Source organism: Burkholderiales bacterium (assembly GCA_036262035.1).
Classification (GTDB): domain Bacteria; phylum Pseudomonadota; class Gammaproteobacteria; order Burkholderiales; family SG8-41; genus JAQGMV01.
This window is the reverse complement of sequence record DATAJS010000032.1, coordinates 167614-181301: the sequence shown is the minus strand read 5'-3', so window position 1 is coordinate 181301 and position 13688 is coordinate 167614. Positions and strand designations below refer to the sequence as shown.

Below are 13688 nucleotides of genomic sequence, written 5' to 3'. Positions count from 1 at the left end.
GGAATGACGGCTAGTCCCACTGACCTTCGGAGATCTCGTCCTCGACCGCCGGCAGCATCGAGGGATCGGGAAAAAGCGGCAGCCCCAGGTGCAGCCGCACCGGCGCGAAGCTGCGGCGATGGTGAGGCGTGATGCCGAGCTTAGCCATGCCCTGACGGTGATCACGCGTGCCGTAGCCGACGTTGGTCTCCCAGCCGTAGCCCGGGAACTCCTGCGCCAGCTTGCGCATGTAAGTGTCGCGCTTCACCTTGGCGACGATCGACGCGGCAGCGATGGACAGGCACTTGGCGTCGCCGTCGACGATCGTGCGTACGCTGCACGTCACGTCTTTGGGCTTGGCGTTGCCGTCGATGAGCGCGAGCTCCGGCGTGACCGAAAGTCCCGAGATCGCGCGGTGCATGGCGAGCATGCGCGCGTGGTAGATGTTGAGCGTGTCGATCTCCTCGACACTCGCTTCGCCGAAGCTGATCGTGCAGTACTCGGGCAGCTCGGCGGCCACTTTTTCGCGGACGTCCGGCGGCACGATCTTGCTGTCGTTGATCATGCGCACGAGCCTGCGTGACAACGACCACTCGGGCAGGATCACCGCGGCGGCAACGACCGGACCTGCGAGCGGAGCACAGCCCACTTCGTCGACGCCGCAGACGACGCACCCCGCTTCCTGCTCGAAGCGCAGATTCGGGTGCCGCTTTCTTTTCCTGCGCCGCGCGGGTTGGGTGCTCGCCACTGTGGTTCCCTGATCGTGCTGAAAGTTTAGCCCGAAAGGGCGTCAGCGCGCGCGCAGGAGGCGTTGCTGCTCGCGCTTCCAGTCGCGCTCTTTCTCGGCTTCCCGCTTGTCGTGCTGCTTCTTGCCTTTCGCAAGCCCCACTTCGAGCTTGATGCGGCCCTTGGCGTAGTGCATGTCGAGCGGCACCAGCGTGTAGCCGGCGCGCTCGACCGCCCCGATGAGCTTGTCGATCTCGCGCGCGTTGAGCAGGAGCTTGCGGGTGCGCGTCGGGTCGGGATGGACGTGCGTCGACGCGGTGGCGAGCGGGGTGATGTGGGAGCCGATGAGGAAGATCTCGCCGTTGTTGATGACGACGTACGCTTCCTTGATCTGGACGCGGCCGGCGCGTATCGCCTTGGCTTCCCAGCCTTCGAGGACGATGCCGGCTTCGAAGCGCTCCTCGATGAAATAGTCGTGGAAGGCTTTTTTGTTTTGAACGATACTCATGGGAGGCTGCCGTGGCGCCGTCATTCTAGCGTGACTCGCACGCCCCGGGCCCGACGGAGAAGAAGTGGTCGTAGAAAAAACAGTGCTCGTCGGCCATTCGGCCCGGCAGATGTTCGGGCTGGTCGATGCGGTCGAGACGTATCCTCAGTTCCTTCCCTGGTGCGACGGCGCCACCGTGCTACACCGCGACGAGCAGCGCACGCGTGCCACGATCCACATCAACTATCACGGCGTCACCCACAGCTTCACCACCGAGAACGCCAAGAACCCCCCGCAGTCGATGACGATCCGGCTGGTCGAAGGACCGTTCAAGGTGCTCGACGGCGAGTGGCGTTTCGTCGAGCTTTCCCCCGAGGCGTGCCGGATCCAGTTCCGGCTGCATTACGAATTCTCGAGCTGGCTGCTGGCGAAGCTGGTGGGGCCGGTGTTCAGCTATATCGCGAACACGATGGTCGACGCTTTCGTGCAGCGCGCCGAAAAGGTCTATGGCGGCTGACGCGCTGCTCGAGGTCGAGGTGGTGTATGCGCTGCCGGGCGAGCAGGTCGTCGTGCGCCTCGCGCTGCCGCCCGGCGCGAGCGCTGCCGACGCCGTGGAGCGCTCGGGGCTGCCGGCGCGCTTTCCGGAGATCGCGGCAGACGCGAAGCTCGGCATCTACGGCCGCATCGTCCCTGCCGATACGCCGCTGGGCGCGGGCGACCGCGTGGAGATCTACCGGCCGCTGATCGCCGATCCGAAGCAGGCGCGCCGCCGCCGCGCCGAAGCGCAAGCGCCGCCGAAACGCTAGCGGCAGTTCGCGTCGATGTTCTTCTGCACGCGGGCGATCTCGGAGGCGTACTCGTTGTCCTGCAGGAACACGCGCTCGCCGGTCTTGGGATCGTTGCGGGTGATGCGGTTCCCCGCCTGCAGCGATTTGAGATAGGCCCGCGAGTCGGCGCACGCGCGCTCGTTCTGCGCGGCGACCTCGGCTTTCTTGGACGATTTCTCCTCCGCTTCCTTTTTCTCGAGCTGGCGCTTGCGGTACTCGGCGTCTTTTTCGGCGGCGGACTTAGCCGCAGGCGCCGGGGCGGCGGGCGGGGCGCTCTTCACGTTGCTCGCCTCGCTGCGCGAACCGGGCGGGCAATCGCCGTAGCCGACGACCTTGCCGGCGGCGTCTACACATTTGTTGATCTGGCCGGCGTAGGCGCCGGCCGACAGCGCCAGCAGGGCGATTGCGACGATCGTTTTCATGGTGCTTGCGGTCTCCTCGATGATGAGTCGGCCCCTCAGGGACAGTGCATTAACGTCTGATTTCATTGGCGGTTTACCGGTCCGAGCGTATAATGCCGCCTTTGCGAAGGATAGAAACATGCGTGTGGTGCAGAAAGCCCTGACCTTCGACGATGTCCTGCTCGTCCCCGCTCACTCTGCCGTCCTTCCGCGCGAAGTCAACCTCCAGACCCGGATCACCCGCGGCATCTCGCTGAACATCCCGGTCGCCTCGGCGGCCATGGACACGGTCACCGAATCGCGGCTCGCGATCGCCATCGCCCAGGAAGGCGGCATCGGCATCGTCCACAAGAACATGTCGCCGCGCGCCCAGGCGGCCGAGGTCACCAAGGTCAAGCGCTTCGAGAGCGGCATCGTGAAGGAACCGATCACGGTTTCGGAGGGCATGACGGTGCGGGACGTGCTGCACCTGACCCGCCAGCACCGGATCTCCGGGCTGCCCGTGGTCACGAGCGCGGGCAAGGTCGTCGGGATCGTCACCAACCGGGACCTGCGGTTCGAGACCGAGCTCGACCAGCCGATCCGCAACATCATGACCCCGCGCGAGCGGCTGGTCACGGTGCGCGAGGGCGCGCCGCGCGATGAAGCGCTGGCGCTCATGCACAAGCACCGCCTCGAGCGCGTGCTCGTGGTCAACGGCGACTTCGAGCTCAAGGGCCTGATCACGGTCAAGGACGTGCTGAAGTCGTCCGAGCACCCGCTCTCCACCAAGGACGACCTCGGCCGGCTGCGCGTCGGCGCCGCCGTCGGCGTCGGTGAAGGCACCGAGGAGCGCGTCGAGGCGCTGCTCGAAGCCGGCGTCGACGTGATCGTCGTCGATACCGCCCACGGCCACTCGCAGGGCGTGCTCGACCGCGTGCGCTGGATCAAGCGCACGCATCCGAAAACCCAGGTCATCGGCGGCAACATCGCGACCGCCGCCGCCGCCAAGGCGCTCGTCGACAACGGCGCGGACGGCGTCAAGGTCGGCATCGGGCCGGGCTCGATCTGCACGACGCGGATCGTCGCGGGCGTCGGCGTGCCGCAGATCAGCGCGGTCGCGAACGTCGCGGATGCGCTCGCGCGCGCCGACGTGCCGGTCATCGCCGACGGCGGCATCCGCTACTCCGGCGACATTTCCAAAGCGATTGCGGCCGGCGCGCACCTGGTCATGATCGGCAGCCTCTTCGGCGGCACCGAGGAATCGCCCGGCGAGATCGAGCTGTATCAGGGCCGCTCGTACAAGGCGTATCGCGGCATGGGCTCGCTCGGGGCGATGCAGCAGGGCTCCGCCGACCGCTACTTCCAGGAGACCGACGAGCTCGACACCGACAAGCTCGTGCCCGAAGGCGTCGAAGGCCGCGTGCCTTACAAAGGCGGGCTGGTGCCGCTCCTCAAGCAGCTCATGGGCGGCGTGCGCGCGAGCATGGGCTATCTGGGCTGCCGCACCATCGACGAAGTGCGCACCAAGGCCGAGTTCGTCGAGATCACCAGCGCAGGCATTCGCGAATCGCACGTGCACGACGTGCAGATCACCAAGGAGGCGCCGAACTACAGGATTGAATAGAGAGGAGATAGGAGAGAGGAGACAGGAGAGAGTGACCCGCGCAGTTTCTCCTCTCTCCTCTCTCCTCTCGTCTCTCTCCTCTCTGCAAAATGCACCAGAAAATCCTCATCCTCGATTACGGCGCGCAGTACACGCAGCTCATCGCGCGCCGGGTTCGCGAGCTTCGCGTCTACTGCGAGATCCACCCCGGCGACGTCTCGAGCGAGTTCGTCAGGTCCTTCGCGCCCGCCGGCATCGTTCTTTCGGGGGGGCCTTCCTCGGTCTACGAGGACGAGATCAACCGCGCGCCGCAATCGGTGTTCGAGCTCGGCGTGCCGGTGCTCGGCATCTGCTACGGCATGCAGACCATGGCGTATCAGCTCGGCGGCAAGGTCGAGCCGGGCAAGGTGCGCGAGTACGGCTACGCCGAAATCCGCGCGCGCGGACACACCAAACTGCTCGACGGCATCGAAGACCTGCGCACGCCGGAAGGACACGGCATGCTCAAAGTCTGGATGAGCCACGGCGACAAGGTCGTCGAGATGCCGCCGGGCTTCAAGCTCATGGGGTCGAGCGACTCGTGCGAGATCGCGGCCATGGCCGACGAGGCACGGCGCTTCTACGGCGTTCAGTTCCACCCCGAAGTGACGCACACGCTGCAGGGCAAGGCGCTGCTCCAGCGTTTTGTCTACGACATCTGCGGCTGCAAGGGCGACTGGAACATGCCCGACTACGTCGCCGAAGCCGTCGCGCGCATTCGCGCTCAGGTCGGGAAAGAGGAAGTGATCCTCGGGCTCTCGGGCGGCGTCGATTCATCGGTCGCGGCCGCGCTCATCCACAAGGCGATCGGCGATCAGTTGACGTGCGTGTTCGTCGATCATGGTCTGCTGCGGCTCAACGAAGCGCAGCAGGTCATGGACACTTTCGCCAAGCACATGCACCTGAAAGTGATCCACGTCGACGCGTCGCAGGAGTTCTACGGCGCGTTGAAAGGCGTGTCCGATCCGGAACACAAGCGCAAGATCATCGGCAAGCACTTCGTCGAAGTCTTCCAGCGCGAAGCGGGCAGGATCGAGAACGCGAAGTGGCTCGCGCAGGGCACGATCTATCCCGACGTGATCGAGTCGGCGGGCGGCAAGACCAAGAAGGCGACGAACATCAAGTCGCATCACAACGTCGGCGGACTGCCAGAGACGCTGCACCTGAAGCTGCTCGAGCCGTTGCGCGAGCTCTTCAAGGACGAGGTGCGCGAGCTGGGCCTGGCGCTCGGCCTGCCGCACGACATGGTGTTCCGCCATCCGTTCCCGGGTCCGGGCCTCGGGGTGCGCATCCTCGGGGAAGTGAAGCGCGAGTACGCGGATCTCCTGCGCTCGGCCGACGCGATCTTCATCGACGAGCTTCGGGCCGCGGGTTGGTACGAGCAGACCGCACAGGCCTTCGCCGTGTTCCTTCCTGTGAAGTCGGTGGGCGTGATGGGTGACGGGCGCACTTACGAATACGTCGTCGCGCTGCGTGCGGTGCAGACCACCGACTTCATGACCGCGCACTGGGCCGAGCTCCCGCACGCGCTGCTCGGCAAGGTCTCCAACCGCATCATCAACGAAGTGCGCGGGATCAACCGCGTCGTGTACGACATCTCAGGCAAGCCGCCCGCCACCATCGAGTGGGAATAGACGACGACGCCCCGTTCATGCGCGCCGCGCTCGAGCTTGCCGCGCAAGCCGAAGCGTGCGGCGAGGTGCCGGTCGGCGCGGTGGTCGTGAAGGACGGCGAGATCGTCGGCCGCGGCTACAACCATCCCATATCCGCGCACGATCCCACCGCGCATGCGGAGATCGTCGCCATGCGCGACGCGGCGCAGCGGCTCGGCAACTATCGCCTCGGCGGCTGCGAGCTCTACGTGACCCTGGAGCCGTGCTCGATGTGCGCGGGGGCGATGCTCCACGCGAGGATCGCGCGGGTGGTCTACGGCGCGGCGGATCCGAAGACCGGCGCGTGCGGCAGCGTCCTCGATCTCTTTGCCGAGACCCGTCTCAACCACCACGCCGCGGTCACCCCCGGGGTGCTCGCCGCCGATGCGGTGACGTTGCTGCAGCGCTTCTTTCTTGCACGGCGGCGACAACCCCGTTAGTACCGCGGCATTCCGCTAAAACCCCTAGAGGTTGTGGTTTCCCGACAGCAGGAGCCCGAATCCTAGCGGCATAAGTGCCCTGGCACGCGTTGTGCAACGCGAGATAATCAGTTAGATTGTGCGGCGCAGCGGCAACCGCAATTATCTTTTGGCATAGGGGCGAACAATGAGGCTACAGGACAAAGTTGCAATTATCACCGGTGCCGGCAGGGGCATCGGGCAAGCGACGGCCGTCAAATTCGCCCGTGAAGGCGCGAAAGTCGTGGTGTGCGACTTGTCGCCCGAGTGGATCGAAGAGACGGTGCAGTTGTGCAAAGAGTCGCGCGGCGACGCGTTCGGTTTCGTCGCCGACGTGCGCGACCCGCAATCGCTCGAGCAGATGGTCGACGCGACGATCGCCAAATGGGGACGCGTCGACGTCCTGGTGAACAACGCCGGGATCGTGGCGGACGCGCAGCTCAAGAACATGTCGGAAGACCAGTTCGACCGCGTCATCGAGATCAATCTCAAGGGCGTCTACAACTGCACCAAGGCGGTCGTGAAGACGATGCTCGACCAGCAGTCGGGCGTCATCCTCAACGCCTCGTCGATCGTCGGCCTCTACGGAAACTTCGGGCAGACCAACTACGCGGCGGCGAAGTTCGGCGTGATCGGCATGGTCAAGACGTGGGCGCGCGAGCTCGGCCGCAAGGGCATCCGCGCCAACGCGGTGTGTCCGGGATTCATCGCGACGAGCATCCTCAGCGCCATGCCCGAGCGCGTGTTGAGCGCCCTCGAAGAGAAAGTGCCGATGGGCCGTTTGGGCAAGCCCGAAGAGATCGCGAACACCTTCGCGTTTCTCGCGTCGGACGAAGCGAGCTACATCAACGGCGCAGTGATCGAGGTGAGCGGCGGCCTTACGATCTGAAAGGTCCACACCGCTGCTTCGGCTCAGCTAAAGCTGAGCCTCGCCGCGCAACGGCGCGCTTATGCGCCTGCCGGCGCTACGTCTTATTTAAACAACGCCGCAATCTTTGCGGCGTTGGGTTCTTTCACCACACCCTTCTCGGTGATCAACGCGCTGACCAACTCCGCCGGCGTCACGTCGAACACCGGATTCTCGACGCCGATACCGGCCGGCGCCCAGCGCGTTTCCCGGTAACCGAGCACTTCCTCGGCGCCGCGTTCCTCGATGGGAATGTCCGCGCCGCTCGCGATCGCCGTATCGATCGTCGACAGCGGGCACGCGACATAGAACGGGATCGCGTGGCGCCGGGCGAGCACCGCGACCTGATAGGTGCCGATCTTGTTGGCGACGTCGCCGTTGGCCGCGACGCGATCGGCGCCGACGATCACCGCATCGACCTTGCCGCGGCTCATGAGAAAGCCCGCCGCGTTGTCCGCGATGAGCGTCACCGGTATGCGGTCCTGCGCGAGCTCCCATGCGGTGAGCCGCGCGCCTTGCAGGAAAGGCCGCGTCTCGTCGGCATACACCTCGATCGCCTTGCCCGCTTCGACCGCCGAGCGGATGACGCCGAGCGCGGTGCCGTGTCCGGCGGTCGCGAGCGCGCCGGCGTTGCAATGCGTGAGCACGCGTGACCCGCTGTCGAGCAGCGTCGCGCCGTGAACGCCCATCGCGCGGTTCAGCGCGAGGTCTTCGCGGCACAGCGCTTGCGCTTCGTCGACGAGCGCGTCGGCGGCAGCCATTGCGTTCGCGTCGTGCGTATGCGCGAGCCGCTTCTTCATGCGCTCGAGCGCCCAGAAGAGGTTCACTGCGGTCGGCCGGCTCGCCGCGAGCACGTCGAACGCGTGCGCCATCGAAGCGTCGAACTCGCCGCGCGCGCGATCCCTGACGCGCAGTCCTTCTACCGCAATACCGAATGCGGCGGCGCAACCGATCGCCGGCGCGCCGCGCACCACCATGTCGCGGATCGCCTGCGCGACGGCGGCGGCGCTTTCGAACCTGAGATAGACCTGCTCGAAAGGCAGGACACGCTGGTCGAGCATCTCGACCGCGCCATCGCGCCAGCGCAGGGTTTCGAACGAGGATGGCATTGCGTCACTGAACGAAGAAAGGCCATCATTATAATGGCCGCGCATGAGCACTCCCCCCTTTACGGTGCGGCCCGTCAACTGGAATGCGAGCCGCGAAGCGCTGCGTTCGGTGCGCATCACCGTCTTCGTCAAAGAGCAGCAGGTCCCCGAAGAGCTCGAGTGGGACGATGCCGACGAGCACGCGTATCACGTGCTCGCGACCGCCGTGGACGGCAAGCCGATCGGCACCGGCAGGCTCAAGCTCGACTGCCACATCGGACGCATGGCCGTGCTGAAGTCGTGGCGCGGGCGCGGGGTGGGCAGCGCGATACTCGAGCGTCTGATCGATTTCGCGCGCAGGGAAGGGTGCAGCGAAGTGCGGCTGCACGCACAGACGCACGCGCTGGCGTTCTATGCGCGCTTCGGTTTCGTCGCGGTCGGCGAGGAGTTCGACGAGGCCGGCATGCCGCACCGGGTCATGACGCTCGATCTCAAGGCGTCGCCTGCAAAGCCGCTATCGCCGAGGGCTCGAGCCTAAAGCGCCGCTCCGCGATGCCGAGCGGCTTGCCGCGCGGCCCGAAGCTCTTCTCGACGAAGACCACCCCTCCGTCCTCGCGCACCAGCACCACCGTCGACGCGCGCGTGCCGTAGCTCCCTCCCGGTATGAAGAGCGCCGAGAGGTCGCGCTCGCGCTCCAGCGTGATGCCCGTCGAAGGCAGCAGATGGTCGGGCGCGGCGGCGGTATCCGCGAGCACCTCGAACAGTCCTTCCAGCAGCGCCGCTTCGCTCGCATCGGCCAGCGATTCCAGCACGGCCATGCCGCGCTGCACCTTGGGCCACGGCTCGTCCAGCAGCCGATTGGAAAGACCGTGCACGCCGGGCGCGACCGCGTGCGGCGCTACACCGCGGTTCGAACAGAAGTACAGCCGCTCCGGCGTGCCTGCGATCAGGCTGTAGCCGCCGTAGTCGTCGCCGTGCCGCGCCGCTTCCTCCATGTATGCGGAAGGCTCGTCGCGGCCGGTCAGGAAGTCGCTCGTGAGCGCACCGCGCGAGCGCGGCGCGGCGCCGGCGCGTATGCCCTGGCGGTAATTGGTGATCGCCGCGAAGCGGCCGGTCGTGCTCAGGCCGAGCCACGTGCCGCCGGCGGTGAGATCGCGGCCCGCGCAGACGTGGGGATGGTCGTTCCAGAAGCCCGCGGGCGCCGCGGGACGGTCGTATGCCTCGTCGCGGTTAGCTGCGACGATCAGCGGATAGCGCGCGTGAGCGCCCGCCGAGAACAGGATGACGCACATCGCTCACGCCTCGAAGCATTCGGCGCGGCGGGTCGAGCCTTCCTGGAGGAGCTGCGCCAGCTCGAGCTGGGCCTCGGCCTGCTTGAGCTCGAGCTCGAACTTGGCGTCGTCGCGGACGTTGTCGTACACCTCCATCCAGAGCATCGGCTCGCTGCGTTTCTTGAGCAGGCGGCCGCCGACGGCGGTGGCCTGCTTCAGAGCCGAGAAAAGGTCGAGCACGCGCGCTTCGCATTCTTTCGCGTGCTGCGGTGCTACTCGGTAGTAGATGTAGTACGAATAGGCCATGGGGTCCTCGCGGGCCCCGCATTGTAAGCCGAACTCGGCGCGAGCGTGGACGCGTTACGCGGGCATGCGCCAGCCGCGATGCGCGACCTGGCGCGGGGCGACGTGCTCCGCGACTGCGGCGCGCACGCGCTGCTCGTTGCGTAACCGCTGCGTGCGTTCGCGGCGCTCCTCCGCGGACGCTGCGTCCCTGTCCTGAAGATTGCGGTATGCCCGCGCGATCAGCCACAGCGCGGCGCACGCGGCGACCGCCAGCGCGAAGAACGCGACGAACGGCACGCAAGCGGCGCTCGGCCCGGCCACGCACGCGCCGACGAAGCCGAACCATTTGGCGATCGTGCCGAAGAAAGCTCCGATGAGATCCATGATGCACCCGATGCTGGCGCACACCCGGTGGTGTGCTTCCTACAAAGAAGAGCAATGGGCATGCCGCCCGCCGGGCGCTATTCGGGCAGCGTGTAGGGCAGGGGCAGGATTTCGACGCGAGGACCGGCGAGCGCACCGAAGCGGACGTCGCCCGCTTCGGCGCTCGCCTTCTGGATGACCGCGAGCGCCTCGCAGCCGCCGTCGCCGCAGGCGCCGGCGTAGAGGATCGCGCCGCACGACTGCTCCGCGCCGAATTCGGCGCTGAACAGCGTTTGTCCGGGCGCGACGCGCGTCAGGCCCGGAACCCGCACCCGATACATCCGCTGCTTGAGCCGCCCGAGATAGTGCATGCGCGCCACGATCTCCTGGCCGGGGTAGCAGCCCTTGTTGAAGCTCACCCCGCCGACGAGGTCGAGATTGACCATCTGCGGGACGTACTCCTCCTGCGCCGGCGCGGTGACGACGGGCACGCCGGCTTCGACGTCGAGCGCGGGCCATGCGGCGCCGGCTTGCGGGAACGCCGAGGCGAGCCGCTCGCGCACCGCGTCGGCGGCGTCCTCGGACACGAGGAGGACGTAGCGCTCGATCGGCAGCGCCGCGATGCGCACGCCGCCGGTCTCGATCGACCGGTGCGCGATGCCCGGCGCGGCGCCGAACGCCGCGATGAGCGCAGCATTGGCGTTCGGTCCGGAGACTCCGAAAAGGCGATAGCGCTCGCCCGCGTCGGTCACTTTGACCTTGGCGCGAAGCACGTAGCGCGCGAGCCGCGTCTGTATCGGCTCGCGCAAGGCGGCCGGAAGCTCGAGCAGCACCTCGTCCTCGAGCCGCCACACCAGGAACGTCGCGAGCAGCCGGCCCTTGGGCGAGCAGTATCCGGAGTATTGCGTCTCGCCGGGCTTCAGCGCGGCGAGGTCGCTCGTGAGCTGGGCGTGCAGGAAGGCGACCGCGTCGTCGCCGGCGAACGAGATCAGAGCCCGGTCGGAGAGCTCATGGTAGAGGGGGCGTTGCGTCATGTGCGGAGCTGCTCGACGAGCTCGGATTCGAGGCGAACGACTTTCTTCGCGTCGTGGAGGGCGGTGCCGGTGATGAGGAAGACGTCTTCGGCGCGCGCCCCGAGCGTGTTGATCTTCGCGGTGTGCAGATTCACGTCGTGGTTCGTCAACACCCGCGCGATGCGTGACAGCAACCCCGGGCGGTCTCCCGCGATCACCGAGAGCACCTGGTAAGTGCCGCGATCGTCGGGCTGGATGTTCACTTCGGGCGAGATCGGGAAGTGACGGAGCTGCCGCGACAGGCGCGGGTGGGGCAGCGTCGGGAGCGGCGTGCGATGCGCCAGGCGCTCGCCGAGCTCGTATTCGATGTAGCTCATGATGTCACGGTAGCGCGGGCGCGTGTTGGTCGGGTCCTGGATCTGGAACGTGTCGAGCGCGTAGCCGTGGCGCGTGGTGTAGATCTTCGCTTCGTGGATGTCGTAGCTGATGCTCTCGAAGAAGCTGCAGATGCGCGCGAAGAGCTCTTTCTGGTCCGGGATGTAGATCAACACCTGCAGGCCTTCGCCCGCCGGCGAGATGCGCGCTTTCACCACCGGCTTCGGCGTATCGACGCGGTAATACAGCGTGCGCGCGTGCCACGCGATCTCCTGCGGGTCGTGCCGCAGGAAGTACGCGGTGTCGAGCTGCGCCCACAGCTTCTGGTGCGCGGTGTCGGGCACCGCATAGAGCCGCAGCTTCGCCAGCGCTTCTTCCTGTCGTGCCTGCACGCTGGTCTCGAGGCTTACGCTGTGGCCGGTGAGCAGCCGCCGCGTCAGGTGGAAGAGATCTTCGAGGAGCTTCGCTTTCCACGCGTTCCAGACTTTAGGGCTGGTGCCGCGGATGTCGGCGACCGTGAGCAAATACAGCGCGATCAGGTGGCGCTCGTCACCTACGCGCTCGGCGAACGCCTTCACCACGTCGGGATCGCTGATGTCCTGCTTCTGCGCGGTCGCCGACATGACCAGGTGATTGGCGACGAGCCACGACACGAGCTCGGCGTCTTCGCTGCCCAGGCGGTGTGCTTTCGCGAAGCGCGCCGCGTCGACCGCGCCGAGCGTGGAGTGATCGCCGCCGCGGCCTTTCGCGATGTCGTGGAAGAGCCCGGCGACGTACAGGATCTCGGGCCGCGCGAAATCGCTCATGAGCCGCGAGCACAGCGGAAACTCGTGCGCGAGCTCGGGCACCGCGAAGCGCCGCAGGTTGCGCACGACCTTGAGGATGTGCTCGTCGACCGTATAGACGTGGTAGAGGTCGTGCTGCATCTGGCCGACGACGCGGCCGAACGCGCGGACATAGCGGCCGAGCACGCCGTACTGGTTCATGCGCCGCAGCTCGCGCGTCACGCGCGACGGGCTCGACAGGATGCGCATGAACATCTCGCGGTTGCGGTAGTTCTTGCGGTACGCCTCGTCGATCAGGCTGCGCCCGCGCCACAGCGCACGCAGGGTCGAGGCGCTGATGCCCTTGATCTCGGGGTGCTGCTGCATGAGCACGAAGGTCTCGAGCAGCGCGGACGGCTCGCGCTCGTAGAGATCCTCGGTGCGCGTCTCCAGCAGCTCGCCCCGCACGCCGAAGCGCTCGTTGATCGGGTGGTATTCGCGGTCCGCCTGCGGCGCGATCAGCGTCGTCAGGTTCTGCAGCACGATCGTGTTGAGCTGCTGCACCGCTTTGGCGGCGCGGTAGTAGCGCTGCATGAGCTGCTCGCTCGCGAGGCGGTGAGGCGCGTCGGCGATCCCGAACTGCCGCGCGAGCGCCGACTGGTGATCGAAGAGCAGGCGATCTTCACGGCGGCCCGCCATGTAATGCAGCCGTATGCGCAGCGCCTTCAGGAAACGCTCGTGACGGTCGATCTCGCGCGCTTCGGCCGCGGTGATGAGGCCGCGCTGCGCGAGCTCGCGAAAAGTCTTGCCGATGCCTGCCGCGCGCGCGATCCACAGGATCGTCTGCAGGTCCCGCAGGCCGCCGGGGCTTTCCTTGATATTGGGCTCGAGGTTGCTTTCCTGCGAGCGCGCGTGGCGCTGCCGCTGCTCGAGCTGTTTCGCTTCGAGGAAGGCGCGCGGATCGAGCGCCTGCGCGGTCTCGTCGACGAAGCGCTTGAAGAGCTCGCGGTTGCCCGCGAGCAGGCGCGATTCGAGGAAGGTCGTCTGCACCGTCACGTCCTGCGCCGCCATGTGCAGGCACTCTTCGACGGTGCGCACGCTGTGGCCGACTTCGACGCCGATGTCCCACAGCGCGCCGATCAGCTGCTCGAGCCGGCGCTCCAGCGCGCCGTCGGCGGGCCGCGGGAGCAGGATGAGGATGTCGACGTCGGAATGCGGGAAGAGCTCGCCGCGGCCGTATCCGCCCACCGCCAGCAAGGCCACGTCCGGCGGCAAGCGCAGGCTCGCCCAGATCGTCCGAAGCTGGCGGTCGATGATGCTGCGCAGCCGCCGCAGCATGTCGCCCGGCGAAGGCTGCTCGAGAAAATCGGCCTTGAGCTGCCCGCGCGCCTGCGCGAGCGCGTGCTTCCACTGCGCCGCCGGCGTCGACGACGCGCCCGCTGCGGCCGACGCGGGAGCGTTCATGGGG

The 13688-nt window shown here is 66.9% G+C and carries 15 protein-coding genes and 1 pseudogene; 7 read left to right on the top strand and 9 right to left on the bottom strand.

Translation table 11 applies throughout. The annotated features are described in order from the left end of the window. Nucleotides 1–10 precede the first annotated feature (10 nt). Nucleotides 11–727 carry a ribonuclease HII gene (locus VHP37_32825; protein ID HEX2831162.1) on the bottom strand — a complete coding sequence of 239 codons (717 nt, stop codon included), beginning with the start codon at nt 725–727 and terminating at the stop codon, nt 11–13. Between the two features lie 42 nt (nt 728–769). Then, complete coding sequence (smpB, locus tag VHP37_32820) at nt 770–1213, bottom strand: SsrA-binding protein SmpB (protein HEX2831161.1); 444 nt, start codon at nt 1211–1213, stop codon at nt 770–772. Nucleotides 1214–1277: 64 nt separating this feature from the next. On the opposite strand from smpB, the gene VHP37_32815 reads away from it, so the two are divergent. Together VHP37_32815 and VHP37_32810 are read left to right on the top strand one after the other, a co-directional pair. Then, nucleotides 1278–1709 carry a type II toxin-antitoxin system RatA family toxin gene (locus VHP37_32815; GenBank protein ID HEX2831160.1) on the top strand — a complete coding sequence of 144 codons (432 nt, stop codon included), beginning with the start codon at nt 1278–1280 and terminating at the stop codon, nt 1707–1709. A gap of 4 nt (nt 1710–1713) precedes the next feature. Then, nucleotides 1714–1990 (top strand): annotated as a pseudogene (locus VHP37_32810) (RnfH family protein). Between the two features lie 4 nt (nt 1991–1994). Here VHP37_32810 and VHP37_32805 read toward each other — a convergent pair. Next, nucleotides 1995–2441: a DUF4124 domain-containing protein gene (locus VHP37_32805; GenBank protein HEX2831159.1), complete on the bottom strand. Its 447-nt coding sequence runs from the start codon at nt 2439–2441 to the stop codon at nt 1995–1997. A gap of 118 nt (nt 2442–2559) precedes the next feature. On the opposite strand from VHP37_32805, the gene guaB reads away from it, so the two are divergent. The 4 genes from guaB (at nt 2560) to fabG (ending at nt 7043) form a co-directional block, all read left to right on the top strand. After that, nucleotides 2560–4026, top strand: a complete 1467-nt coding sequence (guaB, locus tag VHP37_32800) for an IMP dehydrogenase (protein HEX2831158.1) — start codon at nt 2560–2562, stop codon at nt 4024–4026. Nucleotides 4027–4115: 89 nt separating this feature from the next. Further along, nucleotides 4116–5678: a glutamine-hydrolyzing GMP synthase gene (guaA, locus tag VHP37_32795; GenBank protein HEX2831157.1), complete on the top strand. Its 1563-nt coding sequence runs from the start codon at nt 4116–4118 to the stop codon at nt 5676–5678. A 17-nt stretch (nt 5679–5695) separates the two neighbouring features. Beyond that, nucleotides 5696–6136, top strand: coding sequence for a tRNA adenosine(34) deaminase TadA (gene tadA, locus VHP37_32790; GenBank protein ID HEX2831156.1), 441 nt, complete (start codon nt 5696–5698; stop codon nt 6134–6136). Nucleotides 6137–6302: 166 nt separating this feature from the next. Next, nucleotides 6303–7043 (top strand): 3-oxoacyl-ACP reductase FabG, encoded by a 741-nt coding sequence (gene fabG, locus VHP37_32785; protein HEX2831155.1) that lies wholly within the window; start codon nt 6303–6305, stop codon nt 7041–7043. 83 nt (nt 7044–7126) lie between these two features. On the opposite strand, the gene mtnA is transcribed toward fabG, so the two are convergent. Then, nucleotides 7127–8170 carry an S-methyl-5-thioribose-1-phosphate isomerase gene (gene mtnA / locus VHP37_32780; protein ID HEX2831154.1) on the bottom strand — a complete coding sequence of 348 codons (1044 nt, stop codon included), beginning with the start codon at nt 8168–8170 and terminating at the stop codon, nt 7127–7129. A 43-nt stretch (nt 8171–8213) separates the two neighbouring features. Here mtnA and VHP37_32775 point away from each other — a divergent pair, with 43 nt between their 5' ends. Then, entirely contained in the window at nt 8214–8687 is a 474-nt protein-coding gene (locus tag VHP37_32775; protein HEX2831153.1) for a GNAT family N-acetyltransferase, read from the top strand. Here the strand turns inward: VHP37_32775 and VHP37_32770 are convergent. The 5 genes from VHP37_32770 to VHP37_32750 all read right to left on the bottom strand — a co-directional run bounded on the left by VHP37_32770 (nt 8641) and on the right by VHP37_32750 (nt 13684). Continuing rightward, nucleotides 8641–9441: an NRDE family protein gene (locus tag VHP37_32770; protein ID HEX2831152.1), complete on the bottom strand. Its 801-nt coding sequence runs from the start codon at nt 9439–9441 to the stop codon at nt 8641–8643. The genes VHP37_32775 and VHP37_32770 overlap by 47 nt on opposite strands. A 3-nt stretch (nt 9442–9444) precedes the next feature. Next, nucleotides 9445–9726 (bottom strand): DUF4936 family protein, encoded by a 282-nt coding sequence (locus VHP37_32765; GenBank protein ID HEX2831151.1) that lies wholly within the window; start codon nt 9724–9726, stop codon nt 9445–9447. 54 nt (nt 9727–9780) lie between these two features. Continuing rightward, nucleotides 9781–10089: a hypothetical protein gene (locus VHP37_32760; protein HEX2831150.1), complete on the bottom strand. Its 309-nt coding sequence runs from the start codon at nt 10087–10089 to the stop codon at nt 9781–9783. Between the two features lie 77 nt (nt 10090–10166). Next, on the bottom strand, nt 10167–11102 hold the full coding sequence (locus tag VHP37_32755) for a folate-binding protein (GenBank protein ID HEX2831149.1): 936 nt from the start codon (nt 11100–11102) through the stop codon (nt 10167–10169). Then, nucleotides 11099–13684: a [protein-PII] uridylyltransferase gene (locus VHP37_32750; GenBank protein HEX2831148.1), complete on the bottom strand. Its 2586-nt coding sequence runs from the start codon at nt 13682–13684 to the stop codon at nt 11099–11101. Before VHP37_32750 ends, VHP37_32755 begins: the two co-directional genes overlap by 4 nt. Between the last annotated feature and the right edge of the window lie 4 nt (nt 13685–13688).

Bases quoted from the DNA above. Each gene is read 5' to 3' on its own strand.
- VHP37_32805 (HEX2831159.1), bottom strand. From the start codon at position 2,441: ATGAAAACGATCGTCGCAATCGCCCTGCTGGCGCTGTCGGCCGGCGCC.
- smpB (HEX2831161.1), bottom strand. From the start codon at position 1,213: ATGAGTATCGTTCAAAACAAAAAAGCCTTCCACGACTATTTCATCGAG.
- VHP37_32760 (HEX2831150.1), bottom strand. From the start codon at position 10,089: ATGGATCTCATCGGAGCTTTCTTCGGCACGATCGCCAAATGGTTCGGC.
- VHP37_32765 (HEX2831151.1), bottom strand. From the start codon at position 9,726: ATGGCCTATTCGTACTACATCTACTACCGAGTAGCACCGCAGCACGCG.
- guaB (HEX2831158.1), top strand. From the start codon at position 2,560: ATGCGTGTGGTGCAGAAAGCCCTGACCTTCGACGATGTCCTGCTCGTC.
- mtnA (HEX2831154.1), bottom strand. From the start codon at position 8,170: ATGCCATCCTCGTTCGAAACCCTGCGCTGGCGCGATGGCGCGGTCGAG.
- VHP37_32750 (HEX2831148.1), bottom strand. From the start codon at position 13,684: ATGAACGCTCCCGCGTCGGCCGCAGCGGGCGCGTCGTCGACGCCGGCG.
- tadA (HEX2831156.1), top strand. From the start codon at position 5,696: ATGCGCGCCGCGCTCGAGCTTGCCGCGCAAGCCGAAGCGTGCGGCGAG.
- VHP37_32755 (HEX2831149.1), bottom strand. From the start codon at position 11,102: ATGACGCAACGCCCCCTCTACCATGAGCTCTCCGACCGGGCTCTGATC.
- fabG (HEX2831155.1), top strand. From the start codon at position 6,303: ATGAGGCTACAGGACAAAGTTGCAATTATCACCGGTGCCGGCAGGGGC.
- VHP37_32770 (HEX2831152.1), bottom strand. From the start codon at position 9,441: ATGTGCGTCATCCTGTTCTCGGCGGGCGCTCACGCGCGCTATCCGCTG.
- guaA (HEX2831157.1), top strand. From the start codon at position 4,116: ATGCACCAGAAAATCCTCATCCTCGATTACGGCGCGCAGTACACGCAG.
- VHP37_32775 (HEX2831153.1), top strand. From the start codon at position 8,214: ATGAGCACTCCCCCCTTTACGGTGCGGCCCGTCAACTGGAATGCGAGC.